Here is a 24217-nt window from a genome sequence, read left to right as displayed (position 1 = left end):
CTTATGCCGTGACTTGCTCGTAGGCCCAGCTCAACCAAGGCATCAGGGCCTTTAAGTCGGCCGCTTCAACCGTGGCACCGCACCAAATACGCAAGCCCGGAGGCGCGTCGCGGTAAGCGCCTATATCGTAGGCAACCCCTTCGCTATCAAGCAATTTAACCAGAGCTTTAACCTGCTCAGGCGTGGCGTCCAGCTTAAAGCAGACGCTGGTGTTGGAGCGAGTCGCTTTATCGGCGGCCAGAAATTCAATCCAGTCGTTCTCGGCAACAAACTCTTCCAGTACCGATAAATTATCTTCACTGCGTTGAATCGCAGCCGACACGCCGCCAATTGACTCAACCCAATCCAGTGCATCCAAGTAGTCGGCTACGCACAACATTGATGGGGTGTTAATGGTAGCGCCCTGAAAGATACCCTCAATCAATTTGCCGCCTTTAGTCATACGGAACAATTTGGGCATGGGCCAAGGGGGTGTGTAAGTTTCTAAACGTTCTACCGCGCGCGGGCTTAAAATCAGCACGCCATGAGCGCCTTCACCGCCCAGCACTTTTTGCCAGCTGAAGGTAATAACATCGAGTTTTTCCCAGGGCATTTGCATGGCAAAAACCGCTGAGGTGGCATCGCAAATGGTTAAACCTTGGCGGTCGTCAGCAATCCAATCACCATTGGGCACTTTTACCCCGGAGGTGGTGCCATTCCAGGTAAAAATCACATCATGATCAAAATTAGCTTCGGCCAGATCAGGCAACTCTCCGTAATCCGCTTCCAGCGCACGTACATTATCCAGTTTAAGCTGCTTGGTGACATCGGTCAGCCAACCTTTGCCGAACGACTCCCACTGCATCACGTCCACCGGGCGCTCACCCAGTAGCGACCACATGGCCATCTCCACCGCGCCGGTATCGGAACCGGCCACAATACCCACGCGATAACCCTCGGGCAAACCCAACATTTGCTTGGTTTGCTCACAGGCACGGCCCAGGGCAGCTTTACCGATGGACGAACGGTGCGAGCGGCCCAGCGTTGAAGTATCCAGTTTGTTGACGTCATAACCTGGGCGTTTGCTACAGGGGCCAGACGAAAAATTAGGGTTTTGTGGTTTCACCGATGGTTGCATGACGTTCCTCTGAATTGGTCCAGAATGACGGAGCCAACACCTCAGACTGACTCAAACTCTTGAGCCGACCTAGACCTGCGCCTAGTAGGTGTATGAAAATTGGGCGCTGATTATGCCAGCTGAGCGGCGGCTGGTCTACGGTTTGCGGGGTTTATTCAGGTATAGTACCGCCATGAACTCTCGCCTTTACTTTTACCTTGCCGCTTTTATTGCGACTGTCGCCGTGCTCGGCCTAGGCTATGCCAGCGACCGGGTAAATGCCGACTGGCAATATCAGCCCGACTGGGCGGTGAGCGGAGAATACTGGCGACTGATCAGTGGTCATATCGCCCACCTAAACCTCACTCACGCAGCGCTCAATATGGCGGCGCTATGGCTTATTGTATTTAACCTGGGGGAGCAGTATCGCACCCGTGAATGGCTGTTTGCGGGCTTGGTTATATCGGTCGGCATCAGCCTAGGGCTGTGGCTATGGCGGCCCGACCTCAGCGACTACGTGGGGTTGTCTGGCACTTTACACGGGCTACTGTTGTACGGTTTGGCGCCATTATGCCAGGCAAAATCGAAATTAGCCTGGCTTGCTTTGGCAGCAGTCGGCGGCAAACTCGCTCTTGAGCAGCTCGCCCCTAACACCAACATAAGCACGCAGGAATTAATCGGTGGCAATGTGATTACCGATGCCCATCTATTAGGCGCAATGATTGGGGCGCTGTTCTATGCCGCTCGTACGGGGTTGATCACACTGACAAACACTAGAAGTAAAGCATAGAGAAGGAGCCATTCCCCCTTCAACGTTCAGCGTTCAGCGTTCAGCGTTAACAAGAGCAAAAATATCATCGGGGAAAAAGCCTCGGTACTGCAGGTAGCGCATGCGCTTGGCTTTTTCTTTCAAATCGGTGGCTGGCCGTGGGAATTTTCGCTCTAGCCGTTCGCGCGCCAGCTCGCGCCAATCGGCATCCGCCTCGGCCAGGGCTTGCTCAATAAGCGACGAGTCCACACCTTTTTGCCGCAACTCTTGGCTTATACGCAGCGGCCCGCGGCCCTTGGCAATGCTGGAGCGAACAAACATTTCGGTAAAGCGTATGTCGTCCAGATACCCCAGCTCCAACAACCACTCAATGGCATCTGCCGCCAAGTCAGCGTCGCCAAACTTGGCGGTTAACTTGCTCTGCAATTCAGCCGTACCGTGCTCGCGCCGGGTCAATGACGCAAGTGCGCTGTTGCGCACTTGCTCGCGGCTTGCTGACGAACCGGGGGAAGACATAGCAAAAAGCTTAGGCCTCTTCTTCGGCCTGTGGCTCTTCGGCTTTAGGAGCAGTGCCCAGTAGCTCGCCGCGTACGCGCGCTTCTAGCTCTTCTGCCACGGCGGGGTTTTCCTGCAAAAACTTCACAACATTGTTTTTGCCCTGGCCGATTTTATCGCCGTTGTAGCTGTACCAAGCACCGGCTTTATCCACCATGCCCAGCTTCACACCAAAGTCGATCACCTCGCCCAGGCGGTTGATGCCCTGACCGTACATAATCTGAAATTCGGTTTGCTTAAACGGTGGCGCCACCTTGTTTTTCACGACTTTAACGCGGGTTTCGGAGCCTGTCACTTCGTCCCCATCTTTCACCGCACCAATGCGGCGGATATCCAAACGGACCGACGAGTAAAACTTAAGTGCATTACCACCGGTGGTGGTTTCGGGGTTGCCAAACATCACACCGATTTTCATACGAATTTGGTTAATAAAAATCACTAGGCAATTGGCGTTTTTAATATTACCGGTAATTTTGCGCAGCGCCTGCGACATTAAACGCGCCTGCAGACCCACGTGGTGGTCACCCATTTCACCTTCAATTTCCGCTTTGGGCGTTAGCGCTGCTACCGAATCGACAACCAGCACATCCACCGCGCCCGAGCGCACCAGCATATCGGACACCTCAAGCGCTTGCTCGCCGGTATCGGGCTGGGAAATAATCAAATCATCGACATTAACGCCCAGTTTTTCGGCGTAAATGGGGTCAAGGGCGTGTTCGGCATCAATAAAGGCACATGTACCGCCGGTGCGCTGAGCTTCGGCAATAACTTGTAAGGTCAGTGTTGTTTTACCGGAGGACTCGGGACCATAAATTTCAACAATACGACCTTTGGGTAAACCGCCAATACCCAGGGCTACATCCAGCCCCAAAGAGCCGGTGGAAATAGAGGGTACGGCAACCCGCTCCCGGTCACCCATGCGCATAACGGTGCCTTTACCAAACTGGCGCTCAATTTGGCCTAGTGCCGCCTGCAAAGCCTTTTCTTTATTCGCGTCCATATGTCACCTCAACTCAATAATAAATTCTTAAATTCGACCATTTTTTGTACCGGCACTCTGAATTGGGCCAGCTTTTGAGTAAGCATACAGTAAAAACCTGTACAAGCAAACAGTACTAGGCATTTATACAGTACTTTTTGTAGGATTATTACCGAATGATGGCCAGCAATCCGCGCAGGGCGGTCACGCACGCCTGCTCCCGCACTTGAGTGCGGTCGCCTTCATAGACATAACACTCACTCAACAGGGTGTTATTGGGGCCTGCCCAGGCCAGCCATACAGTGCCCACCGGCTTATCTTTACTGCCACCGTCGGGCCCGGCAATGCCACTGACCGCAACGGCTATTTCCGCCCCACTCACACGCAGAGCGCCGAGTGCCATCTGTTCGACTACCTCGCAACTGACTGCGCCAGCCGTCTCTAGCAGCTCGGGCGATACCCCTAACAACTCTACTTTAGCCGAATTGGCGTAACTGACAATGCCAGTGCCAAACCAGGCAGAGCTGCCGGCCACCTCAGTAATGGCCGCGGCCACACCGCCCCCGGTGCAAGACTCCGCAGTCGCCACAGTCCAGCTCCTATCGCGCAGCACACTGCCAAGCTCGGCCGATAAATGTAATAAAGTTGAATGGTATGTGGACGCCGGCATAGTCACCTCCTGTCGTTGCCCTCAATATACTGAAATTAGCCCGACCAATACCAGCCTAATCTGTCCCCTGCAAAAGTGGCCGCACCTTTGGGTGTTGACTATAGTGGTTACATTAGGTCTGCGACATCACTGTTTGAGGAGAATCACCGTGAAATACCTATGCCGCCCTTTTTTCGCACTTATTGCCTTTTGCGTCGCCATGCCCCTTTGGGCAGCCCCGATTGAGGGCTCATGGATCACTATCGATGACACCGATGGCAGCCAAAAAAGTCTAATCGAGTTATCCATTACCCCGCAAAACGAGCTGACGGGTACTATCACTCAGTTGTTACAAGAAAAAAATCAGGGACTAGTCTGCGAGAAATGCCCAGACAAGTTTAAAGACCAACCCGTCGAGGGACTCACTATTATGTGGGGACTGAAACAAACGGACAAAGGCGAATGGCGCAACGGCAAAATACTCGACCCAAAAACCGGTAAGGTCTATAAAGCCCGCGCGGAATTGAGTGAAAACGGCACCGAGTTAACCGTGCGCGGTTATATTGGTTTTTCTTTGTTTGGCAGAAGTCAGACGTGGATACGGCAGCCGGAGTAACGTCGCCGAGAGTAAAAAAGAACACCATGCTACAGCGTACGGGCTGGCGCCAACAATACTTAGGCAGCGCCCCCATTTATGTAGATTGCAATGCAAGGCTATAGCGCTTTAGCCCGCCGCTATAGCCTGTCGTGCCTGCTGGCGTTTGAGCTTGGCTCTGCTTCGCTGTTTGCGCCGTTTAACCCATAGGGTGATGCCGGTAATAGACAAAATGACGGGGGACGCCCCTAGCACTGCCCAGATAATGCGCGAAAACAAACCGGCAAAATCCCCGTAGTGAAGGCTGGTGTAGGTATCAATAATACGAGCGCCTAAACCTGCCTCGCGAATATCGTAAGTGGAAAGCTTCTCACCGGTTTGTGCATCGAACGAGGTTGTACTGTTGTACTGGCTTGAGAGTATGTTGCCGGTTGGCACCTCGCCCCACACGGTAATATTCGCTTGTGGTTCCCAAGGCAGTGACAAATAAGTAGCGGTAAATCCGTCCACGCTTTGTTCGGCCTCGGCAACCAGTGCATCCAATGAAAGCTGGTCACTGTAAAGCCGTTCTTGCATTATATGGTGTTCATAACCGTCGGAGTGCTCTTCCATTTCATGCAAATACGCGGCGATATTCCACCATCCCCCCGTAAAAGCCAATATCACCAGTATTGGCGCACTAACAATACCAATCATTTTATGCAAATCAGAAAAATACACCACCATGCGCGCGTTCCAACGCAGGGTAAAAAAGTTTTTCCAAAACTTGCGGTACAGAATAAACCCAGTAAGCCCTAACAATAGCAGCGCGATGGAAAAAACGCTGGTAATTAACAGGCCAACATCGTGCAGCAAAAAAGTATAGTGCAGCTCCAGCAACCAGTCGGTAAAATAATGATCGTGAAGCACAGGTGTCGACAGCAACGTATTGGTGTAGGGGTTGAGTAAAAGGTAGGACCACTCGCTAGTGCCCTTCTCCATTACGTAAACCACATCGGCACGGGCATCATCTTGAAATAACACCCACCCCACCACTTCATAATCGGGTTGTTGGTGGTTAATGGTATTGAGCAGTGCGTCCAGCGGTGCACGCTGCGCCTGCGGCTCAACCCGAACCTTATCATGCATCAGTAGCGAGTCAATCTCGTGTTTAAATACCAACAAACTGCCGGTAATACAAATCACCAAAAGGGGTATAAACGCAAAAAGCGCAGCCCAGCTATGTATTTTAAACAGTGATTTATTCACGGCTTACCCCATTCAAAACAAAGGCGGGGGCCGCTATGCCCCCGATGAGATTACGGTATCGTTAAACAATTACGTTAAAAGCTTACGCTAGCCGAGACATTAATACTGCGCGGCGCGGCATAGTAGGCTTGCTCGTATTTAACCGAACTGAAGTATTTATCGTCGGTCAGATTATCGAGATTCACGTTCAAAGTGAAGTTATCCGTTACCTGATAGCGCGCATAACCACCGACTACGGCGTAGGAATCTTGGGCGATTCGGCCATAAGCAGAGGTAAAATACACCTCATCTTGCCAGCGCGTGGACAGACCCATTGCCAAGTCAGGCACTGCCGAGGGGTTCCAGGTCAGCAATAATTTGGCGCTATTGCGTGGAATAAACGTGCGCGCATCATCACCGTTGGGGTCTTCCAACTCCAGGTAAGTGTAACCGGCCTGTAATGAGATTTGGTCGGTGATAGAACCGGCCACTTCAAGCTCAACCCCCTGCGACTCAACGTCGATACCACGGTAAATGGAGTAGTCAAAATCATCGCTATAATCGGTATCGTCAATACCGTCGCCATCGCCATACTCTTTAAACTCTTCGAGATTGGATTGCTCGGTACGGAACAGTGCTAACGTAACCAGCGCATTATTGGCAAAACTTTTCTTTAGGCCCAGCTCGTAACTTTTGCCTTCGGCAGAGCCGAGCGATTGCAAATCCTCACCCAAAACATATTGTGGCTGATAAATATCGCTATAGCTTGCATAGAGGTTTAAGTTGTCCGCCAATTCCCAGGTAAAACCGATGTAAGGACTACTGCCATCTTCTTGTGAATCTGTCGGCACTCCGTAACTGACACCCTCGTTGTTGTAGTCGACCATATTCAACCCCAAAGTCAGGTTGATATTATCGCTAACAGCCAACAATAAAGAGCCGTAGATACGATCGAGACTAATATCCTGATGAGCTGACTGGTAAGGGGTATCCCAGATTGGGCGCTCAACCTCGGACCCGGTCCAGCCGGGAAAGGCAGGCATGGATACAAAACCCGACAGCGCGTCGTGAGCATAGGACTCCGAATCACTATCGGCCGAGCTAATACCCAGTTGCAATTGATGCTCTAATCCCCAAGCCATAAAACGGCCGTTAAGATTGGCATCTAAAATTAAGTTCTCTTTTTCATCATCGAACTTGCCGGGGTAACTAAGAAGTCCCAGCCCGGTATCGGCATCAAGGCCTTCATTCCAGTAAATATAAAACACCTCGGAGTGCTCTTCGTAATCGGTATGCATGGCCGAGGCGGTCAAACGCCAGTTTTGGTTTATCTCCCAACCCAGCTCCACGAAGGTTTCGTCCGTTAAGGTATTCCAGTAGGTCCAGTCCATGGTTGTTGAGGTGGCAACATCGTAATCGGCCTGTTCGCCATTATTGTAAATGACCGGAACAGCGCCCCAGAGTACACCCTCGCTGTTGTTGTCCTGACGGCTATAACCCACAGCGAGAGTCACATCATCGGTCAACTGACCATCGACCACCAGATAACCGAGCTGGCGCTCGTTGCTGTAATGGTCTAACCAACTGTCTTTTTCCTGAGCCACAAGTACACCGCGCGCCGCCCACGACCCACTAGACGTTAAAGGCGTGGAGACGTCCAACTCCGCCCGGCGATTATCCCAGCTACCCCCGGTCAGCTTTACCGAGCCTGTAAATTCATTAGTCGGGCGCTTGCGCACGTAATTAATAGTGCCCGAAGGGTTACCTAAGCCGGTAATTAGACCGTTAGAGCCCCGAATAACCTCGACCTTTTCATACAGAGCCGTATCGACATCGCCCACCACCAACGAGCCAAACGGCATGCCAATACCGTCGATATGCATACTGGTGATGTCAAAACCGCGTGCGTTGTAGTAAGTGCGATCCGTCTCGGTGGAGTCAACGTTAATGCCTGTGGTCATTTTCAGCAAAGCATTGATATCCGACAGAGCAAAATCGTTAATAACGGCAGAATCAATAATAGTCAGCGATTGTGGCGTCTCGTAAACACCCATATCAAGCCCAGTCGCACCGCTGCTTTTACGATCATCACGCACACCGGTAATCGTCATTTGCTCAACAGCTACGTCCGGGGAGCCATCAGCTAATACAACGGTCCCACTTAAAGCCGTCAGGGCGAAAAAACTACTAGGCAAAGCCGCTAACATTAATTTCTTCATACATTCTCCACGAGGTGCACTTACCAGTTGGCGCGCATTTTGACAGTATTAAAGAGTTAATGCAAATGCCAACTATTCTCACTCGTCATCACGATTCCAAATCGCCTCATCAAAAGCAACCTTTCACCCAGCCCCCATAATCCCGTAAAATGGCCCACCCATTTCCCAACATGACACACACCTATGGCCGTAAAGTCTGAATCCAGCCACACCCCCATGATGCAGCAGTACCTGAAGATCAAGGCTGAGCATCCCAATGAGTTGGTGTTTTACCGGATGGGCGATTTCTACGAGCTGTTCTTTGATGATGCCAAAAAGGCTTCGGAGTTGTTGGACGTCACTCTTACAGCGCGCGGTAAATCGGGCGGCGAGCCGATTCCGATGGCGGGTGTGCCCTATCACGCGGCGGAGGGATATTTGGCACGCTTGGTACGGGCCGGTGTGTCGGTGGCCATTTGTGAGCAGATTGGCGATCCGGCCACCAGTAAGGGGCCGGTGGAGCGAAAGGTGGTGCGGGTGGTTACCCCCGGCACGGTGAGCGATGAAGCCCTGCTCGATGAGCGCCGCGATAATTTGCTGGTGGCTGTTCACCGCCACGAAGACACCTTTGGCATTGCCTCTTTAGATATGGCCAGCGGTCGCTTTTTGGTGTTGCAAGTCGATGGGCTGGATGCGGCCAGCGGTGAACTTCAGCGCTTAAATCCAGCCGAGTTGCTGATCAGTGACGAGCTTGTGCTGCCCGAGGTGACCGAAAACCGCAAAGGCGTACGCCGCCGCGGCCCTTGGGAGTTTGAGCTGGAAACAGCGGAACGGTTGTTAACCCAGCAATTTGGCACCCAGGATTTATCCGGCTTTGGTTGCGACCACTTACACACCGCGATTGCCGCTGCGGGCTGCCTGCTAAGTTACGCCCGCGAAACTCAGCGCACCGCCCTGCCCCATGTGCGTACCCTGGCGCACGAGAACCGCGACCAAGCGGTTGCCATGGATTCGGCCACACGCCGCAACCTGGAGATTGACCTCAACTTAACCGGCGGGGACGACAACACTTTATTCTCGGTATTGAACAAGTCTTCCACCGCGATGGGTGCTCGCCTTCTTAGGCGCTGGCTAAACCGCCCACTGCGCGATTTGCATACGCTGCAAGAACGCCAAGATGCCATTGGGGTGTTAGTGGATAACTACCGCTTTGAACCCCTGCGCGACAAACTCAAGCGCATTGGTGATATGGAGCGTATTTTAGGTCGGCTGGCCCTGCGCTCCAGCCGACCGCGGGATTTATCGCGCCTGTATTTATCGCTGGCCAGCTACCCGGAGCTGCAGGCGGATTTAGCCCAGTGCGACAGCCCACGGCTGCACACACTGCGCGAGCTGATTAGCACCTTCCCCGAACTGGTTGATTTACTGGCGCGAGCCATTGTAGAAAACCCACCGGTGGTGATTCGCGACGGCGGGGTTATTGCCGAAGGCTATGATGCCGAGTTGGACGAGCTGCGCGGCATCAGTGAAAACGCGGGTCAATATTTGGTGGATCTCGAAACCCGCGAGCGCGAACGAACCGGCATGAGCACCCTTAAGGTCGGTTACAACCGTGTACACGGCTACTACATTGAGTTGAGCCGCGCTCAATCCGGCCAGGCACCGGCCGATTATATTCGCCGACAAACATTAAAAAACGCCGAGCGTTTTATCACCCCAGAGCTAAAAGAATTTGAAGACAAAGCGCTGTCGGCCAAAAGCCGAGCCCTGGCCCGGGAAAAAGCACTGTACGAAGAGCTGATTGAAACGCTCAACCAGCAGTTGATTCCACTGCAGGACTCCGCCGCCGGTGTATCTGAGTTAGATGTGCTGTGCAATTTTGCCGAGCGCGCCACAAGCTTAGAGCTAACCGCACCGAGCCTTTCGCCCGAACCGGGCATCAGCATTAAAAGTGGTAGGCACCTGGTGGTTGAGCAAGTCCTCGACGGACCTTTTGTGCCCAACGACCTCAACTTTAGCCGCGAGCGCCACATGCTGATTGTCACCGGCCCCAATATGGGCGGTAAGTCGACCTATATGCGCCAAGCGGCCCTGATTACTCTATTGGCTCACGTGGGCAGTTTTGTGCCCGCGCAATCGGCCACCATTGGCATGGTGGACCGTATTTTCACCCGCATTGGTTCGTCCGATGATTTGGCCGGTGGCCGCTCCACTTTTATGGTCGAGATGACCGAAACCGCCAATATTTTGCACAACGCCACCGAGCGCAGCTTAGTGTTGATGGATGAAATTGGCCGCGGTACCAGTACGTTTGATGGCCTAGCTTTGGCCTGGGCCTGCGCGCGACACCTAGCGGAAAAACTGCGGGCCTTTACTCTGTTTGCCACCCATTACTTTGAGCTTACCCAGCTGCCCGACAGCATTCCGGGTATTGTTAACGTGCACCTCAACGCCACCGAGCACAAAGACAGCATTGTGTTTTTACACAAGGTCCAGGAGGGCCCGGCGAGCAAAAGCTACGGTATTCAAGTCGCTCGTTTAGCTGGCATTCCCAACCCGGTTCTGCAAAGCGCCGAGGTGCAGCTACAAAGTCTGGAGGGCGGCGAGCATCACCAACTGAGCTCGACCCCGGCCGCACCGAGCGCCTCGCCCATGCAGGCCAGCCTGTTTGATGCACCGGAGCATCCAGCGGTTAGTGCACTGGATGAGCTCGAACCGGACGAGATGACACCTAAGCAGGCGTTGGAGGCTTTGTATCGGTTGAAATCGCTGTAAATAAAAACGATTTTCAGTCGCATAAAACAGCTTAATTAACCGTGAGTTAGAGGCGACTTGCCCCTACCAAAACTTGCAAATGCTGGTAAAATGCCCCACTTTTAAAATATTGGTAACCGTGGAGTCACGCAATGACGTTCGTAGTTGGGGATAACTGCATTAAATGTAAACACACCGACTGTGTTGAGGTATGCCCGGTCGACTGCTTCTATGAAGGCCCCAATTTTTTGGTAATTCACCCCGACGAGTGTATCGATTGCGCCTTGTGTGAGCCTGAGTGTCCGGTTGATGCTATTTTCTCGGAAGATGAAGTGCCGGAAGATCAGGAAGTGTTTACCGAGTTAAACGCAGAGTTGGCCGAAGTTTGGCCTAATATTACTGAGAAGAAAGACGCCCCGGCCGATGCCGAAGAGTGGGATGGCGTTGAGGGTAAGCTGCAATACCTGGAGCGCTAGAATTTAGCGACAACCTTAGGTACAACAAAAAAGTACCACAAAAAAAGCCGCGCACTGCGCGGCTTTTTTTGTGGCTGTCAGCTCACTCTGGTAAAGCGTGAGATTAAACGTTAAATAAGCTCTCGCTGTTAAGCCCTTGCTTTTCCAGAATATCGCGCAGACGACGCAGCGCTTCGACTTGAATTTGACGCACTCGCTCACGGGTTAAGCCAATGGCTTTGCCCACTTGCTCAAGTGTACTCACCTCATGGCCGCGAAGGCCAAAGCGGCGCGCTAAGACTTCGCGCTGCTTTTCACTCAAATCATCTAACCAGTGGTCGAGACTGTGATTAATATCGTCGTCTTGCATTAACGCAGCTGGGTCCGACTCATGAGTATCGGCAATCGTGTCCACCACGGCGCGATCTGACGAATTACCAATGGGAACATCCACCGAGGTAACGCGCTCATTAAGACCGAGCATACGCTCTACATCACCGACCGGCTTGTCCAACATAGTGGCAATGTCGTCTGCGGTGGGTTCATGATCAAGCTTTTGAGTGAGTTCGCGGGCTGCACGCAAATAAACATTTAGCTCTTTAACTACATGAATCGGCAGGCGAATCGTGCGTGTTTGATTCATGATGGCCCGCTCAATGGTTTGGCGAATCCACCAAGTGGCGTAGGTAGAGAAGCGAAAACCGCGCTCGGGGTCGAATTTTTCCACCGCGCGTATTAGCCCCAAATTACCCTCTTCAATTAAATCGAGCAGCGCCAAGCCGCGGTTGACATAACGGCGGGATATTTTCACCACCAAACGCAAGTTGCTCTCAATCATGCGTTTGCGCGATGCATCACAGCCTTTTAGCGCTCGGCGTGAGAAATACACTTCTTCTTCGGCGGTTAACAGTGGAGAGAAACCAATTTCATTTAAATAAAGCTGGGTGGCATCAAGTGCTGAATTGTCGGAGGCGAGACGTTCCGGTGAGCTTCTTCGCGGTTTTCGTGCAGATGTCTTACTGGCCGGCGGCTCGTCGAGTTGCACTTCGGCAACATCGGCACCGGTATCGATGGATTGGGCAACTACTTGATCTTTAAGATCAGTAGCACTGGTTGTTTCCCTGTTTCTAACTGGCATATCAGGCCCCCTTATTGGATCCTCTGCGGCAACTTAACTATTGCCTTCGCCATATGGCCGTAAACGTTAGCGGCACTCTATTACTACATCCTGTAGAACATTTCTTAACGCTGGGTAACCGATTAACGCTTGGGCAAATACGTCAGTGGGTTTACCGGTTTACCATCGCGCCGAATTTCGAAATGTAATTTCTCTTTATCGGTGCCGCTAGAACCTAGTTCAGCAATTTTTTGACCGGCTTTAACAGTGTCACCTTCTTTTACACTCAGCGCTCGGTTATGAGCATAGGCGCTTAGGTAGGTGTCATTGTGTTTAACGATCACTAATTTGCCGTACCCTCGCAAGCCAGATCCGGCGTAAACAACATAGCCACCGGCGGCTGCAACTACAGACTCACCTAATTTTCCACCAATATCAACACCTTTATTTAATCCACCGGATGAGCTATAGCCCGCTATCACTTTGCCACTTACCGGCCAGCGCCAAGAAAGTGGACTGCGAATAGTGGCCGGAGGAGTTGCTGCAACTTGTGTGGTTGTTTTATTTTCAGAACGTCGAACTGGGGGTTGAGTAGCATTCGCATTTTCCTGCACCTTAGGCGCAGGCTTTTGAGGCGTTACTTTGGGAGGTTTAACGGGCTCTCGGCGAGCGATTTTAGGCGGTGGCTGACGCTTTGAGGCATCGCTGATATCGAGCCGCAGCTGCTGAGTTGCGTAGATTGTATAAGGGGCACCTATGCCGTTATGGCGCGCCAATTGCCGATAATCAAGGCCGTAACGCCAAGCAATACTGTAAAGGGTTTCATTGGGCGCCACCGAATGGATCAGAATTTTTCGCGTGGGCGGCTGCTCGCGGTCGGTAACTTGAGCCGGCGGAGCCGAGGAACAAGCTGCCAATATCAAAGTGTTCAATATTGTGAACAGTTTAATTAGGTGCCATTTTTGACCTGGGGCAAAAAACATACAGTGCGGCTCCCAATGACTCAATATAAATAACAGCGGCTTATTTGATTTGGCAATTAATAAACCGTGGTTATTAGAAATTTATCTTAACCTGCGCCATTAAAATGGCCTAATAGTGATCTTTAAGCACTTTTTTATGCTTATTTTTTACCCATTAAGGCCATCCGCTCCAGGGCTAAAATAATCAACGCCCCCACCAGTGCCAGTAATATAACCGATAACCATTGCGAACTCTGACCGGCCCCTGTGTCGTACACCCAAGGCCACACATTCTTTTGTGCGACCACGACTTGTTCGCCGTGGCGATTGAGCTGTGTAAGCAATATTTGCTTCCAAGGCCAGACTACTACGGCAGCACCTACCAAAAAACCGGTTAACACCGCAATGGTGCTTTGATGAAAACGCTGCAGCAGCCAATATAAAAAATGCGAAAACACCAGCAAACCGAAAACACAGCCGGCCATAAATGCCCCCAACACCACAAAATTCGCCTCGGTTACAGCTTTTATCATGACCGCGTACATGCCCAGTACTAACAATAAAAAACTGCCCGATACACCGGGTAAAATCATGGCGCAAATAGCAATAGCGCCCGATAAGAATACCGTTACACCATTCACCGGTACATCCACCGGCTTAATAGTGGCAAAGGCAATGGCGGCCAGTGCCCCGGTCACAATCAACAAAAGCGGCCGCCAGTGCCGAAGGTGAATGGTTTTGGCTAAAAACCAAGAAGAAGCGAGTATTAAACCAAAGAAAAAACCCCATATTTGCAGAGGGTAATTATCGAGTAGCAATACAATGGCGTGAGAGAATAAAACTATACTGAGTATCACCCCGGCAAAGAGCGTGGCCAAGAAGGAACCATCGATGGCACGCCAAAAAGCCGCAACACCTTCTCTCTTGAGTACAACCAGCGCCATGGGTGTGCAAGACTTTAATGCTTTTAATAGCCGCTCATAAATACCTGTAATAAAGGCGATGGTACCGCCAGACACGCCGGGCACGATATCCGCCGCCCCCATGGCCATGCCTTTTAACAGTATTGACAAGTACGGACGCAAACCTTGCCAACGCATCAGCGAGTGGTACCCGATAATAGTGGAACAAATTTAACCGGTTCTAATTCTTGCGTGATAAACGAGTCGGCATCGTGCTCGCGCACCACTAGGTACAAGCTTTGTTGCTCGCCACCGGCGGGAATAACCATTACCCCGCCAGGCGCTAGTTGCTGCTTTAAGTCTTCGGGAATTACCGCAGGGGCTGCCGCGCTTAGAATGGCATCGAAAGGGCCTTTTTGCGGCCAACCGAAACCGCCATCGGCGTGGGTAAACATCACGTTGCGCAGGCCTAGCTCGCGCAAGCGGGTACGGGCTTTGTCTTGCAGCGGTTTAATACGCTCCACCGAATACACTTGCCCCACTAATTGGGCCAGTACGGCGGTTTGATAACCGGAACCGGTGCCTACCTCTAATACCCTCTCTGGGGTTTTGCCGCAGGCGCCCAGCAGGATTTCCGTCATGCGGGCGACAATATAAGGCTGGGACAGTGTTTGACCGTAGCCAATAGGGAGGGCTGAGTCTTCGTAGGCGCGGTGCGACAAAGCTTCATCCAAAAACCAGTGGCGAGGGGTGTTACGAATAACATCCAGCACGCGCAGATCGGCCACTCCTTGGTCTACCAGTCGCTGGATCAACCGCTCCCGAGTGCGCTGGGAGGTCATACCAACGCCCTCTAAGTTAAGATTATTCAACCCCTTACCCTCTGTATTTTTCTATACATTGTCAGTATTTTGGTCGGCCACTATAGCATAATTCGACATCGGCCTACTCGCTCAATACGGTGCGCACCCGCGCCAATTCGCGCACGACAGCGGTGGCATAAGCCCCCACAGGCAGCTCAAATTGTAAGCGTAAGTCATCCGCCTGCCACTGCCAGTCAAGCTGGGAGACCCGGCTGACTAACGCCCGCCGGTCTTGTTTAAGACCGGTAAACTCCAGCGGCTCGCACCAGTGTTGCCAAGGATTCAAGATATCGCTTTCCAAAGCGAGCACTTCATCGCTGGAGGCTAAACGGCCACGCCCCCACAAAGGGCCTGTAGGCAACTCACCTTCGGTGATTTCGCCCTCCAGCACTTGGAACCAACTTCCATTTTCTACCCGTGCCGCCAGTACTTGATTGAATAGCCACGAACGAGCCGCCGATAGCACCATGGCTTTTTTACTGCGATTTTTAATGGTGCTACCGGCCACCAACATGCGCTCGGCCGCGTGTAGATTACCCGCATCGATACCAAAGCGCTGCTCGCCAAAGTAGTTCGGTACACCTTGCTTTGCAATTTGGGTCAGGATGTACTCCAGAGCTACCCGGTCACCCGTCACGTCGCGCAGCCAGAGCACAAACTGGTTAGCGCGGTGCTGGCCTCGGCGCAACTTTTGCCGGTGGCGTACGGTTTCAATCACGTGCACAGAGTCTGAGCTGAGCGACGCCCAATCGGGGTCATCGCCTTTAGGCAAATACACACTAAACCACTGACGGGTAATCGCGTGCCGGTCTTTCTGCCCACAGTAGCCCACATCGCGCGACTCGACGCCAGCCAGTTTGGCAATCTGGCGCGCTAACCACTCGGTGTTGTCGCCGTCTTTTTGTACGTGTAAAAAAACGTGCTCGCCCTCACCGGCCAGCTCAAAGCCTAAGTCCTCAAACACCATAAAGTCGCTGTTGGTACGGCGTAAATCCGCCTCAGCGCTGGGGCCTGAATAAGCGTAAGGGAAGTCTAATGAAAATTCGGTCATAGGTTATATCTGAATAGGCGCCAACAACACCACCGCTTGGGCGGCTATACCTTCGCCCCGGCCGGTAAAGCCGAGCTTTTCGGTGGTGGTGGCTTTAACATTAATTTGAGAGATGGAACAAGCCAAGTCTTGGGCGATAGCCTCGCACATATTCGCTATATAAGGCGCCATTTTGGGAGCCTCGGCAATGATGGTCATGTCGGCATTGCTTACTCGCCACCCGTCAGCTTTGACTTTACTCATCACTAAACGCAGCAGCTCGCGGCTGTTGGCACCGCGGTACTGCGGGTCGGTATCGGGGAAATGTTTACCGATGTCCCCCAACCCACAGGCGCCCAGCAGTGCATCGCACAGAGCGTGCAATAGAACGTCTCCATCGGAATGGGCCACCAGCGATTGTGAGTGTGGTATCACTACCCCACCAATGGCTATTTTATCCCCCGGCCCAAATTTATGGACATCAAAGCCCTGCCCAATTCGCATGATTTACCCTTTTAATTGATTGGTTAAAATTAGCTCTGCCAAGGCTAGGTCTTCCGGATGGGTCACTTTAATGTTGTGTCGGCTTGCCGCTACCACCTGGGGTTGCCAACCGGCCAACTCCATTGCACTGGCTTCATCTGTTACCGGTCGTTTTTGTGCTAGAGCATCCGTTAATGCTTGGCGCAGAGCGTGTAACGGAAACATTTGCGGCGTTTGTGCTGACCACAAAGCCGTTCGGTCGACGGTAGCCGTAATGTCTTTCCCTCGAACTGATTTAACGGTGTCACTGACAGGGGTCGCTAAAATAGCGCCCTGCTCGGTAGGGTTTGCCATTAGTGCGTGGATATCTTCCAGCACAACACAGGGCCGCGCAGCATCATGAACCAATACCCAGTGATTGATCGTGGTATCTTGCGGCAACCCATTAAGCGCACTGAGCACCGAATCGGCCCGCTCCTGCCCGCCGATTACGGTGGCAATTCGGGCATGATGACGACAGGACAGCTCGGACCAATAGGTATCGACGGGGCTGAGCGCGACAATGATTTTCTCAATTGCGCTCACCGCCAGGAGTTTATCTAAGGTGTGCTCTAACAGGGTTTTACCCAAAATGCGCTGATACTGTTTGGGGATAGCGCCGCCCAAACGCTTCCCGACTCCGGCGGCGGGTACAACCGCCCAATAGGTGGCAGATTCAGACATATTCGGTTATTGCGCCGAGGGAGTCATAAAAAAGGTCTCACCTTCTTTAATCATCCCCATATCTTGCCGCGCACGCGCCTCGATCACTTTGTGACCATTCTTAAGGTCGGTCACCTCGATCGCTAAGACCCGGTTGCGCTCACGCAGGCGGTCATTCTCAGCTTGCTGGCGGGCAATATCGTCTTGTAGGCGGGCGCGATGAGCATAACTGCCCTCACCGACCCAAAGTCGGTATTGCAGCCCCACAAACAAAACCACGAGAATTGCCAACAACCATTTCATAGGCGGCAGTTTAGCGCAGCTGCCCAACCGAGGCTATATATAGCGCACTGAGAAGGTTAAAATAGCGACTCATGCAAAACACTTACGTACTATGGCCAAGAAAAAACCGGAAGTTCGGATAAAAAATTGGGGTATTTATACGCCGTGGGATCACAGCGCCAAATCATTACCGACACTGCTGAAATCGACCTTTGATATTCCCTGTGAGGAAGGCATTGAGTTTGGCTATATTGCCAACATCAAAAAAGCCAAGAATAAGAAGCTACAGTACTGTATTTATCACCCCGACATTCCCGATGAAACCGGCAACTCTCTGCCACCGTTCAGCGGCGAAGAGTACATACGCCAAAACGACTGGAATTTTTTTATTGGCGACACCATTTGGAAGCCGATCGGCAACAAACAAGGCCCGTGGCGTATTACACTGGCGATTGATGGCGAGATTATTACCGATAAAACGTTTCGCTTACTGCCCACCGAGTCGGCCAATTAGGGTTTGCGTAACGCCGGTGAGCTAGGTATTAGCGGCTTCAGCGATATCGACACAGGCAACCTCTTCGGCGCTGAGCGGGCGAGTGGCGCCAGGGGCTAAATCGCCCAACCGAATTGGCCCCACGCTGATCCGATGCAGGCTTGTCACCTCGTTATCAAACACCCCAAACATGCGTTTAACCTGATGGTACTTACCCTCCACTAACGTTAAGCGTGCACAATAATCGCTGACAATCTCCAGCTGTGCCGGTTGGGTGGTGATATTTTCATAGGCGAAGTACACACCGGCGGCAAACACCGCCTCATACTCCTGACGCAACGGCTGGGCCAAAGTCACTTCGTAGGTTTTGGGAAGCTTGGTGGCGGGCAAGCTAATACGGCGCGACCAGCGGCCATCGTTGGTTAACAACACCAAGCCCGTGGTATTAAAATCGAGTCTGCCGACTAGGTGTAACTCGTCTTTTTGTGGGTGCTCAATCAAATCGAGCACTGTGGTGTGCTGCTGATCTTGTGTCGCGCTCACAATACCGGCGGGCTTGTTGAGCATGATATACGCCGGTTGTGTGTCGTTTAAGCAGACGCCATCGAGCACCACATGGGTAAACTTGGTAACGCGCTGCGCTATGGAGTCGGCGGGCTTGCCATCCAGTACAATCCGCTTTTGCGCAATTAACACCCGAACATCGGCCTGCGAATACTCACTGTACTGACTTATATAGCGATCCAGCCGGTAGGTATTGGATTTCATTGCGCTGTTAGCGCCCCGCGATTAATCACTTTGCTGATCGCTACCAAGCTTATCGAACATTTTTTTCATGGTGGGGTTGCGCCGGGTTAATTTTTTTACCGTGAGGTCATCAGCTTTATTGTTGGCCAAGCGCAAGTTGTTTTCCGAGCCCAGCAACGCATCTTTGGTTTTTTGCAGATGGGTGATGGTTTTATCGATTTCATCAATGGCGGTTTTAAACTTTTTGGAGGCCAACTCATAATTGCGGGCAAAGCCGGTTTTAAATGCGTCGAGATCACTTTCAAAATTGGTGATATCGATATTTTGCGACTTCACCAACGCCAGCTCGGTTTTATACTTAAGAGCGTTTTGCGCCGCGTTACGCAGCAGTGTAATCATCGGGATAAAAAACTGGGGCCGAATCACATACATTTTAGGGTAACGATGCGACACATCAACAATGCCTGAATTGTACAGTTCACTGTCGGGCTCGAGCAGTGACACCAACACGGCGTATTCACAACCTTTTTCGTTGCGGTCTTTATCCAGCTCTTTTAAAAAGTCTTCATTTTTCTTTTTGGTTGCCGTTTCATCACTCTCGTTTTTCATTTCAAACATAATGGAAACGGTTTCGGTTTTTTCTTGCTCTGGCTCAGCGCCCGCCTCGCCATAATCGCGAAAGATGTAATCGCCCTTACTGCCGGTACGGGCGTCGTTGTCTTTTTCAAAATACGCGAGTGGAAACGCCGTGGCGCGAAGGCGGTTAAACTCCGTCTCGCAGTGCTGCTCCAGAGTTTCACCCACCATTTTGGTGGACAGGCGTGCTTTCATATCGCGTAAGCGCTCGATTTCGCCCTCGCGATCTTTAATTTGCGCCTCGTAGCGCTCCTTGAGGCTGCTCGCCTCGCGCTCGCGCTCCCACTTGGCGCGCTCAAGTTCACTATTTAAACGCTGCAATTCGGCATTTTGCTTAGCGCTGGCCTGCTGCAGCTCACTGGTTAATTTTGCCTCGGCAAGTTCGGCAGCTGCGCGTTTTTCCTGTACGGCCTGCTGAACCTTGTGTACCAGTGTATCGCGCTCTTTCTCAAGCTGAGCTAAGGCTTCCATAACGGCGTATTTTTTGGCCTCTTCGCCGGCAGCCAACTTAGCGTTGAGCGCTTTTATTTCGGCGTCTTTTTCGGCGGCGGCTTTGTCGCGCTCGCGCGCCGCCTCACTGCGGGCAAGCTCAATGGCATTTTGCTTCTCGCGCTCGGCAAGCGCTAGGCGTTCATTTAATTGTTGCTCAAACTCGTGGTCGCGAACCTGTTTAAGAATATCTGCATAACCGGCTTCATCGACTTTAAAAGCTTTTTTACAGTGAGGGCAGTTGATTTCGTGCATGATGAGTATCCGTTAACTGGCATTGTTTGCACTATTGATGATACCCGAACAACAAGCCCACGCGGAGACACTAGGACTAAAAATATCAAAAACGCGGGTATCGGCTGTGCTATTGCCGACATTACATCACAGCGACAGAGCAGAGCCAAACTTTAAGGTTCAGATTTAGCCCGCTCACGACCCAGAACGGATTAGGCCAAACCCAGCCAACGGCGGGAGGTTTGCCAGCGGCGCAACAGGATAAATTCAAGCAGCACTAGGGCGATTAAGGATAAACCTACCACGGGCAAAAGTACCCCTAAGAGTAAAACCAGCCCCACCAATACACGACCCACCCTGGGAGTATGAATTGGCGCGGGGGCGCCGAGCTTGCCACTGGGGCGGCGGCGCCACCACAAAACGGCACCGCTAACACTAAGCACCACTAAACCAAGCGTGGTGACCACCCCTAATATCAAGTTAAACCAGCCAAACAAATAACCTTCGTGAGCGGCAATGCCAACCCCCACCACCCGATCGACAACAGATTTATCGGCAAAGTCGCGTGCTTTCACCACTTCGCCGGTGCGGTTTAACCACACGTCGGCCCGCTGGGGGCGATTTTGCGTTTGCGAGCTCACTTTAAAGTCATCACCGGCAGCCGATATTTGCACCGGACTGGCGAGTGATAACGCTTGAGCCTCAGCAATAACAACCTCGGGCAAATCAATACGCTCGACAATGGACGGCCGCCAAGAAGCGCGTTCTTGGGCTTGTGTCTGAGTCCAGTCCTGCACCACAGGTTCCGCCCCCCACTGACGCACTTCTTTAAATGCCGCCCCCCATACCAGCGCCCAGGGTAAACCTGAAACTAGCAAAAACAATGTGAACGCGCTGAGCCATACGCCGATAACAGCGTGCAAATCACGCCAAAACACGCGGCCGCTTTTGCTCAATCTTGGGTAGAGCACACCCGCCATACCTTTCGCGCTACGCGGCCACCACAAATACAGACCCGTAACAATCAACACCAGCGCCCAACAAGCAGCCAACTCAACCAAGACCGAACCAAAGCGACCCGCCAATAATTCACCGTGAAAGCTTCGCACCTGCTGCATAAATTGATCGGCGTAGGGAATGGATTTCAATACTTGATTGCGATACGGATCGACATACACCTGAATGCGCTCACCGGCGGCACTCACTCTAACCACCACTGAATGGCGAGGCGTCTCCGGTAAGTGATAGGCCATAAATTTCGACCCCGGATACGCAGCCTGAGCTGTGGTAATAATTTGGTTGGGTGTGGCGCGCTGCTCGCTTACCTGTAACTGATTAAACGGATGATCGACCCATCGCTCAAACTGAGGCTTAAATAAAAATATAGCCCCAGAAATTGCCAAGGTAATAACAAACGGTATGCAAAAAACTCCCGCATAAAAATGCCAGCGCCATAAGGTTCGATACACTTGGCGCTGGGTACTAGCCACGGTTTTTTCTTTTATTTGTGACGGGTCATTCATTTTTACATTCATAAATCGTACGAGAAGTTGATAAACACAGTGCGGCCGGGCCACGGGTGAGCAACATAAGCGATTTCGTTGGTTACATTGTCGACACCCAGGCTTAGCGTAAACTGCCGGTTTACCGCATAATTGGTTTTTAAGCCGACACGGGTATAGCCGTCTTGTGCGCCATAGACGTTATCAGCGGTGTCTGTGTTGTCTAAACGACCGAAACTATCGCTGGCGTACTGAAGGCTACCCCCGATATTCCAGCGATCACTCAGATGATAAGTGGCCAGCAGATTGCCACGCCACTCGGGCATACGCGAAAAGGTATTGCCAACTATGCTTGGGTCTGCGTTGTTGGCAATGATTTTGGCGTCCGTATAGGTCAGGTTGATGCGCACATCGAGGTTACTAACGATAAAGTCATTAGCATTTGCGACCAACTCAACTCCACGGGTACGCACCTTATCGACTGGAATAAACGTGCGAATAGAAGAACCACCGGGCAAGATAGTTGACTGTGATTCAATAACATCTTCTATGGTATCTTGATAGATATTCAACCGCAGGTATCCGTTACTGAGCTCGCGCTGCAACATAAAATTTTGATGCAGACCATTCTCAGGTTGCAAGGTCGGGTTGGCCTCGCTGATGGAGTTGTAAGCCTCGTATTGGCTAAACAACTCCTCAACAATGGCAAACCGGTAGGCTCGGCCTAGCGAGTAGCGCAGTTGCCAATCGGCATTGGGGCGATAACCGAAAGAGAATTTAGGCGAGAACTTATCCATGTCATTGCCGGGCACCGAGACCAAATCGAATTCGGCGGTATTAGGGTTATCGTCGGAGTAGTAACCGTCCTGACTGCTCCAGTCTTCGTAGCGCAGGCCCAGCGCCACATCAAAGGTGTCATTGATTTGCCAATTAAATTGGGTAAAAAGCGCGGCAATATCGGTTGTACCACCACTGGCACTGGTGAAGCTATCTTTTGCTCCGGCCAAATAGTCTGTGGATGAAAACACCTGGTAGTTAAGTTCGTAAGACTCATAGCGCGCACCGCTGACCCAGTCGAGCCCGTCAATGGCAAAGTCGTTAATATTTAAGGTGACGCCGAAGGTATCCCAGCCCGTGTCTTCGTAGTCACTGACCTGCCCGTTCAAATCGTAACTGGGGTGCTCGGGGTTGACCGCTGAACTGCGATTTTCATCGTCCAGAATTTTAAACTGGCTGATGTTTGCCTCAAGGCTCGCCTTTGGGCTGAGTTCGGCGCGCAAACGCAGGCCAAGATTTAAGCTTTCGCGGTCAGCCGCACTCACATTAAAACGCTGAGCCGGTACCGAGTAATTACTTCCATCTTGCTCTATTGTGCCGCCCCACACCGTCTGCCCTTGGGTATCACTCAAATAGCTATGGGCACCGAAGGTTTCCGATTGTCGGTCTTCAAAAGCCACGTTAAATAGCGCAGAGAACGCATCGACGTCGTAGCCCAGCTTAAATTTAATATTGTCGGTTTGGGTGTCAACCACGCCGGAATCGCCAAAATACAAACGCTCGATACCCTGTGAGTCTTGACCGTAAATGCCGCCGGCGACTGGAACAGCACCACTGGCATCGGCAGCACCAGCATAATAAAAGGACTGTGGCTGAGCTTCATTATTCAAGTGGTTATAGGAAAGATAGACACTAAAGTCGCCAAACTTATCGCCGTAGGAGGCAAAACCTTTGTAACCATCAACATTGCCGTCGTGGCCATAATCATCAAAGCTCTGCGAAAAGAAACTGCCATCAATATGCACTTCGCGCTTTTGCGGAATGGCGGTTTCAATTAAAACCACACCGCCCATAGCGTTGCCGCTGTACTCGGCCGAGAATGGGCCGTAAACCACATCAACACGGGCAATTTCGCTGGCGGAGACCATCGTCCAACGCGGAGCACCACTCCAGCGCGATTGCAATAAATAATGCAGCGGTACGCCGTCAGCAAATACCATAGAACGAGACGTTTGAAACATATTGGCACTGCGAATACCCAAGGTGCCGTTTGAGTCGCCAATAAATCGGCGTCGAATCACTACACTGGGTTCGTGCTTTACCACATCTTCGGTCGTGGCCATATTGATACTGGCAAAGTCTGCTTGCTCAAGTGTGCTAACCGGGCCTACTCGCTCGGCCACGCGGGACTCGCCTTGCTCGCCCCACACTTTAACCTCTTCAATGGCCGGTTGCTCTTGCGCGACTACACTTCCCGCAGAACTGCACAAGATACAACCCAATAAAAATGTCCGCTTCATGCTACTTAACTCCCCAAGTTTAGCGGGTCAAAGTAGACTCATAACGTCCATCGCACCAGTGACAAAATGTCGCAGCCCAAAAGGTCTATTCACTAGGATGGAAAAGCGTAGAAAAGCGCCACAGGCATGGTTGAAGTGTGAGCACGCTAACAGAATATTTTTGCTTAAGTAGGCAGAGATTGGATTGGTGGGTAAGGCTGA

23 protein-coding genes are annotated in these 24217 nt (G+C 51.8%); 5 read left to right on the top strand and 18 right to left on the bottom strand.

Going from position 1 to position 24217, the window contains the following annotated elements:
- Position 1 precedes the first annotated feature (1 nt).
- Positions 2-1117 (bottom strand): phosphoserine transaminase, encoded by a 1116-nt coding sequence (locus Q4563_RS07350; RefSeq protein ID WP_215975237.1) that lies wholly within the window; start codon positions 1115-1117, stop codon positions 2-4.
- A gap of 172 nt (positions 1118-1289) precedes the next feature.
- Here Q4563_RS07350 and rrtA point away from each other — a divergent pair, with 172 nt between their 5' ends.
- A complete protein-coding gene (rrtA, locus tag Q4563_RS07345; protein ID WP_303604105.1) occupies positions 1290-1886 on the top strand; it encodes a rhombosortase in 597 nt (198 codons plus the stop codon).
- Between the two features lie 33 nt (positions 1887-1919).
- Here rrtA and Q4563_RS07340 read toward each other — a convergent pair whose 3' ends face one another.
- The 3 genes from Q4563_RS07340 to Q4563_RS07330 form a co-directional block, all read right to left on the bottom strand.
- A complete protein-coding gene (locus Q4563_RS07340) occupies positions 1920-2381 on the bottom strand; it encodes a regulatory protein RecX (protein WP_215975239.1) in 462 nt (153 codons plus the stop codon).
- 10 nt (positions 2382-2391) lie between these two features.
- Complete coding sequence (gene recA / locus Q4563_RS07335) at positions 2392-3420, bottom strand: recombinase RecA (RefSeq protein ID WP_215975240.1); 1029 nt, start codon at positions 3418-3420, stop codon at positions 2392-2394.
- A 148-nt stretch (positions 3421-3568) separates the two neighbouring features.
- Positions 3569-4069: a CinA family protein gene (locus tag Q4563_RS07330; RefSeq protein ID WP_303604104.1), complete on the bottom strand. Its 501-nt coding sequence runs from the start codon at positions 4067-4069 to the stop codon at positions 3569-3571.
- A gap of 148 nt (positions 4070-4217) precedes the next feature.
- On the opposite strand from Q4563_RS07330, the gene Q4563_RS07325 reads away from it, so the two are divergent.
- Positions 4218-4664, top strand: coding sequence for a DUF2147 domain-containing protein (locus Q4563_RS07325; RefSeq protein WP_303604103.1), 447 nt, complete (start codon positions 4218-4220; stop codon positions 4662-4664).
- Positions 4665-4772: 108 nt separating this feature from the next.
- On the opposite strand, the gene Q4563_RS07320 is transcribed toward Q4563_RS07325, so the two are convergent.
- Positions 4773-5891: a PepSY-associated TM helix domain-containing protein gene (locus Q4563_RS07320; RefSeq protein ID WP_303604102.1), complete on the bottom strand. Its 1119-nt coding sequence runs from the start codon at positions 5889-5891 to the stop codon at positions 4773-4775.
- A 74-nt stretch (positions 5892-5965) separates the two neighbouring features.
- The gene (locus Q4563_RS07315; protein ID WP_303604101.1) at positions 5966-8089 is read right to left on the bottom strand and encodes a TonB-dependent siderophore receptor; all 2124 of its coding nucleotides are present in this window, start codon (positions 8087-8089) and stop codon (positions 5966-5968) included.
- Between the two features lie 183 nt (positions 8090-8272).
- Here Q4563_RS07315 and mutS point away from each other — a divergent pair, with 183 nt between their 5' ends.
- Together mutS and fdxA are read left to right on the top strand one after the other, a co-directional pair.
- The gene (gene mutS, locus Q4563_RS07310) at positions 8273-10843 is read left to right on the top strand and encodes a DNA mismatch repair protein MutS (protein WP_303604100.1); all 2571 of its coding nucleotides are present in this window, start codon (positions 8273-8275) and stop codon (positions 10841-10843) included.
- Between the two features lie 131 nt (positions 10844-10974).
- Positions 10975-11298: a ferredoxin FdxA gene (gene fdxA / locus Q4563_RS07305; protein ID WP_215976509.1), complete on the top strand. Its 324-nt coding sequence runs from the start codon at positions 10975-10977 to the stop codon at positions 11296-11298.
- Between the two features lie 103 nt (positions 11299-11401).
- Here fdxA and rpoS read toward each other — a convergent pair whose 3' ends face one another.
- The 8 genes from rpoS to ftsB form a co-directional block, all read right to left on the bottom strand.
- Positions 11402-12415 (bottom strand): RNA polymerase sigma factor RpoS, encoded by a 1014-nt coding sequence (gene rpoS / locus Q4563_RS07300; RefSeq protein WP_303604099.1) that lies wholly within the window; start codon positions 12413-12415, stop codon positions 11402-11404.
- A 122-nt stretch (positions 12416-12537) separates the two neighbouring features.
- On the bottom strand, positions 12538-13377 hold the full coding sequence (locus Q4563_RS07295; protein WP_215976508.1) for a peptidoglycan DD-metalloendopeptidase family protein: 840 nt from the start codon (positions 13375-13377) through the stop codon (positions 12538-12540).
- 140 nt (positions 13378-13517) lie between these two features.
- Positions 13518-14429 (bottom strand): DUF368 domain-containing protein, encoded by a 912-nt coding sequence (locus Q4563_RS07290; RefSeq protein WP_303604098.1) that lies wholly within the window; start codon positions 14427-14429, stop codon positions 13518-13520.
- Positions 14430-14455: 26 nt separating this feature from the next.
- Positions 14456-15100: a protein-L-isoaspartate(D-aspartate) O-methyltransferase gene (locus Q4563_RS07285; RefSeq protein WP_215976506.1), complete on the bottom strand. Its 645-nt coding sequence runs from the start codon at positions 15098-15100 to the stop codon at positions 14456-14458.
- A gap of 103 nt (positions 15101-15203) precedes the next feature.
- The gene (gene truD, locus Q4563_RS07280) at positions 15204-16172 is read right to left on the bottom strand and encodes a tRNA pseudouridine(13) synthase TruD (RefSeq protein WP_215976505.1); all 969 of its coding nucleotides are present in this window, start codon (positions 16170-16172) and stop codon (positions 15204-15206) included.
- Positions 16173-16175: 3 nt separating this feature from the next.
- Complete coding sequence (gene ispF, locus Q4563_RS07275; RefSeq protein ID WP_303604097.1) at positions 16176-16655, bottom strand: 2-C-methyl-D-erythritol 2,4-cyclodiphosphate synthase; 480 nt, start codon at positions 16653-16655, stop codon at positions 16176-16178.
- Between the two features lie 3 nt (positions 16656-16658).
- Positions 16659-17357, bottom strand: a complete 699-nt coding sequence (gene ispD, locus Q4563_RS07270; protein ID WP_215976504.1) for a 2-C-methyl-D-erythritol 4-phosphate cytidylyltransferase — start codon at positions 17355-17357, stop codon at positions 16659-16661.
- A gap of 6 nt (positions 17358-17363) precedes the next feature.
- Positions 17364-17639, bottom strand: coding sequence for a cell division protein FtsB (gene ftsB / locus Q4563_RS07265; RefSeq protein ID WP_215976503.1), 276 nt, complete (start codon positions 17637-17639; stop codon positions 17364-17366).
- A gap of 91 nt (positions 17640-17730) precedes the next feature.
- Between ftsB and Q4563_RS07260 the strand changes: the two genes are divergently transcribed.
- Entirely contained in the window at positions 17731-18132 is a 402-nt protein-coding gene (locus Q4563_RS07260; protein WP_303604096.1) for a DUF3859 domain-containing protein, read from the top strand.
- A 21-nt stretch (positions 18133-18153) separates the two neighbouring features.
- Here the strand turns inward: Q4563_RS07260 and Q4563_RS07255 are convergent, their stop codons facing one another.
- The 4 genes from Q4563_RS07255 to Q4563_RS07240 form a co-directional block, all read right to left on the bottom strand.
- The gene (locus tag Q4563_RS07255) at positions 18154-18879 is read right to left on the bottom strand and encodes a pseudouridine synthase (protein WP_215976501.1); all 726 of its coding nucleotides are present in this window, start codon (positions 18877-18879) and stop codon (positions 18154-18156) included.
- 21 nt (positions 18880-18900) lie between these two features.
- Positions 18901-20238 (bottom strand): DUF2130 domain-containing protein, encoded by a 1338-nt coding sequence (locus Q4563_RS07250; RefSeq protein ID WP_303604095.1) that lies wholly within the window; start codon positions 20236-20238, stop codon positions 18901-18903.
- A gap of 191 nt (positions 20239-20429) precedes the next feature.
- On the bottom strand, positions 20430-21740 hold the full coding sequence (locus Q4563_RS07245; protein WP_303604094.1) for a PepSY-associated TM helix domain-containing protein: 1311 nt from the start codon (positions 21738-21740) through the stop codon (positions 20430-20432).
- A gap of 8 nt (positions 21741-21748) precedes the next feature.
- Positions 21749-24016: a TonB-dependent receptor gene (locus Q4563_RS07240; protein WP_303604093.1), complete on the bottom strand. Its 2268-nt coding sequence runs from the start codon at positions 24014-24016 to the stop codon at positions 21749-21751.
- Positions 24017-24217 lie beyond the last annotated feature (201 nt).

It is taken from the genome of Gilvimarinus sp. 1_MG-2023, from assembly GCF_030548285.1.
Note: the sequence above shows the minus strand (reverse complement) of the source record. Positions and strands in the feature narration are given on the sequence as shown.

Excerpts from the sequence above, each read along its gene's own strand:
- ispF (WP_303604097.1), bottom strand. The coding sequence starts at position 16,655 with ATGCGAATTGGGCAGGGCTTTGATGTCCATAAATTTGGGCCGGGGGAT.
- Q4563_RS07250 (WP_303604095.1), bottom strand. The coding sequence starts at position 20,238 with ATGCACGAAATCAACTGCCCTCACTGTAAAAAAGCTTTTAAAGTCGAT.
- fdxA (WP_215976509.1), top strand. The coding sequence starts at position 10,975 with ATGACGTTCGTAGTTGGGGATAACTGCATTAAATGTAAACACACCGAC.
- Q4563_RS07315 (WP_303604101.1), bottom strand. The coding sequence starts at position 8,089 with ATGAAGAAATTAATGTTAGCGGCTTTGCCTAGTAGTTTTTTCGCCCTG.
- Q4563_RS07285 (WP_215976506.1), bottom strand. The coding sequence starts at position 15,100 with ATGACCTCCCAGCGCACTCGGGAGCGGTTGATCCAGCGACTGGTAGAC.
- ispD (WP_215976504.1), bottom strand. The coding sequence starts at position 17,357 with ATGTCTGAATCTGCCACCTATTGGGCGGTTGTACCCGCCGCCGGAGTC.
- Q4563_RS07260 (WP_303604096.1), top strand. The coding sequence starts at position 17,731 with ATGGCCAAGAAAAAACCGGAAGTTCGGATAAAAAATTGGGGTATTTAT.
- Q4563_RS07330 (WP_303604104.1), bottom strand. The coding sequence starts at position 4,069 with ATGCCGGCGTCCACATACCATTCAACTTTATTACATTTATCGGCCGAG.
- Q4563_RS07295 (WP_215976508.1), bottom strand. The coding sequence starts at position 13,377 with ATGTTTTTTGCCCCAGGTCAAAAATGGCACCTAATTAAACTGTTCACA.
- mutS (WP_303604100.1), top strand. The coding sequence starts at position 8,273 with ATGGCCGTAAAGTCTGAATCCAGCCACACCCCCATGATGCAGCAGTAC.
- truD (WP_215976505.1), bottom strand. The coding sequence starts at position 16,172 with ATGACCGAATTTTCATTAGACTTCCCTTACGCTTATTCAGGCCCCAGC.
- Q4563_RS07350 (WP_215975237.1), bottom strand. The coding sequence starts at position 1,117 with ATGCAACCATCGGTGAAACCACAAAACCCTAATTTTTCGTCTGGCCCC.
- rpoS (WP_303604099.1), bottom strand. The coding sequence starts at position 12,415 with ATGCCAGTTAGAAACAGGGAAACAACCAGTGCTACTGATCTTAAAGAT.
- rrtA (WP_303604105.1), top strand. The coding sequence starts at position 1,290 with ATGAACTCTCGCCTTTACTTTTACCTTGCCGCTTTTATTGCGACTGTC.
- recA (WP_215975240.1), bottom strand. The coding sequence starts at position 3,420 with ATGGACGCGAATAAAGAAAAGGCTTTGCAGGCGGCACTAGGCCAAATT.
- Q4563_RS07255 (WP_215976501.1), bottom strand. The coding sequence starts at position 18,879 with ATGAAATCCAATACCTACCGGCTGGATCGCTATATAAGTCAGTACAGT.
- Q4563_RS07340 (WP_215975239.1), bottom strand. The coding sequence starts at position 2,381 with ATGTCTTCCCCCGGTTCGTCAGCAAGCCGCGAGCAAGTGCGCAACAGC.
- ftsB (WP_215976503.1), bottom strand. The coding sequence starts at position 17,639 with ATGAAATGGTTGTTGGCAATTCTCGTGGTTTTGTTTGTGGGGCTGCAA.
- Q4563_RS07245 (WP_303604094.1), bottom strand. The coding sequence starts at position 21,740 with ATGAATGACCCGTCACAAATAAAAGAAAAAACCGTGGCTAGTACCCAG.
- Q4563_RS07240 (WP_303604093.1), bottom strand. The coding sequence starts at position 24,016 with ATGAAGCGGACATTTTTATTGGGTTGTATCTTGTGCAGTTCTGCGGGA.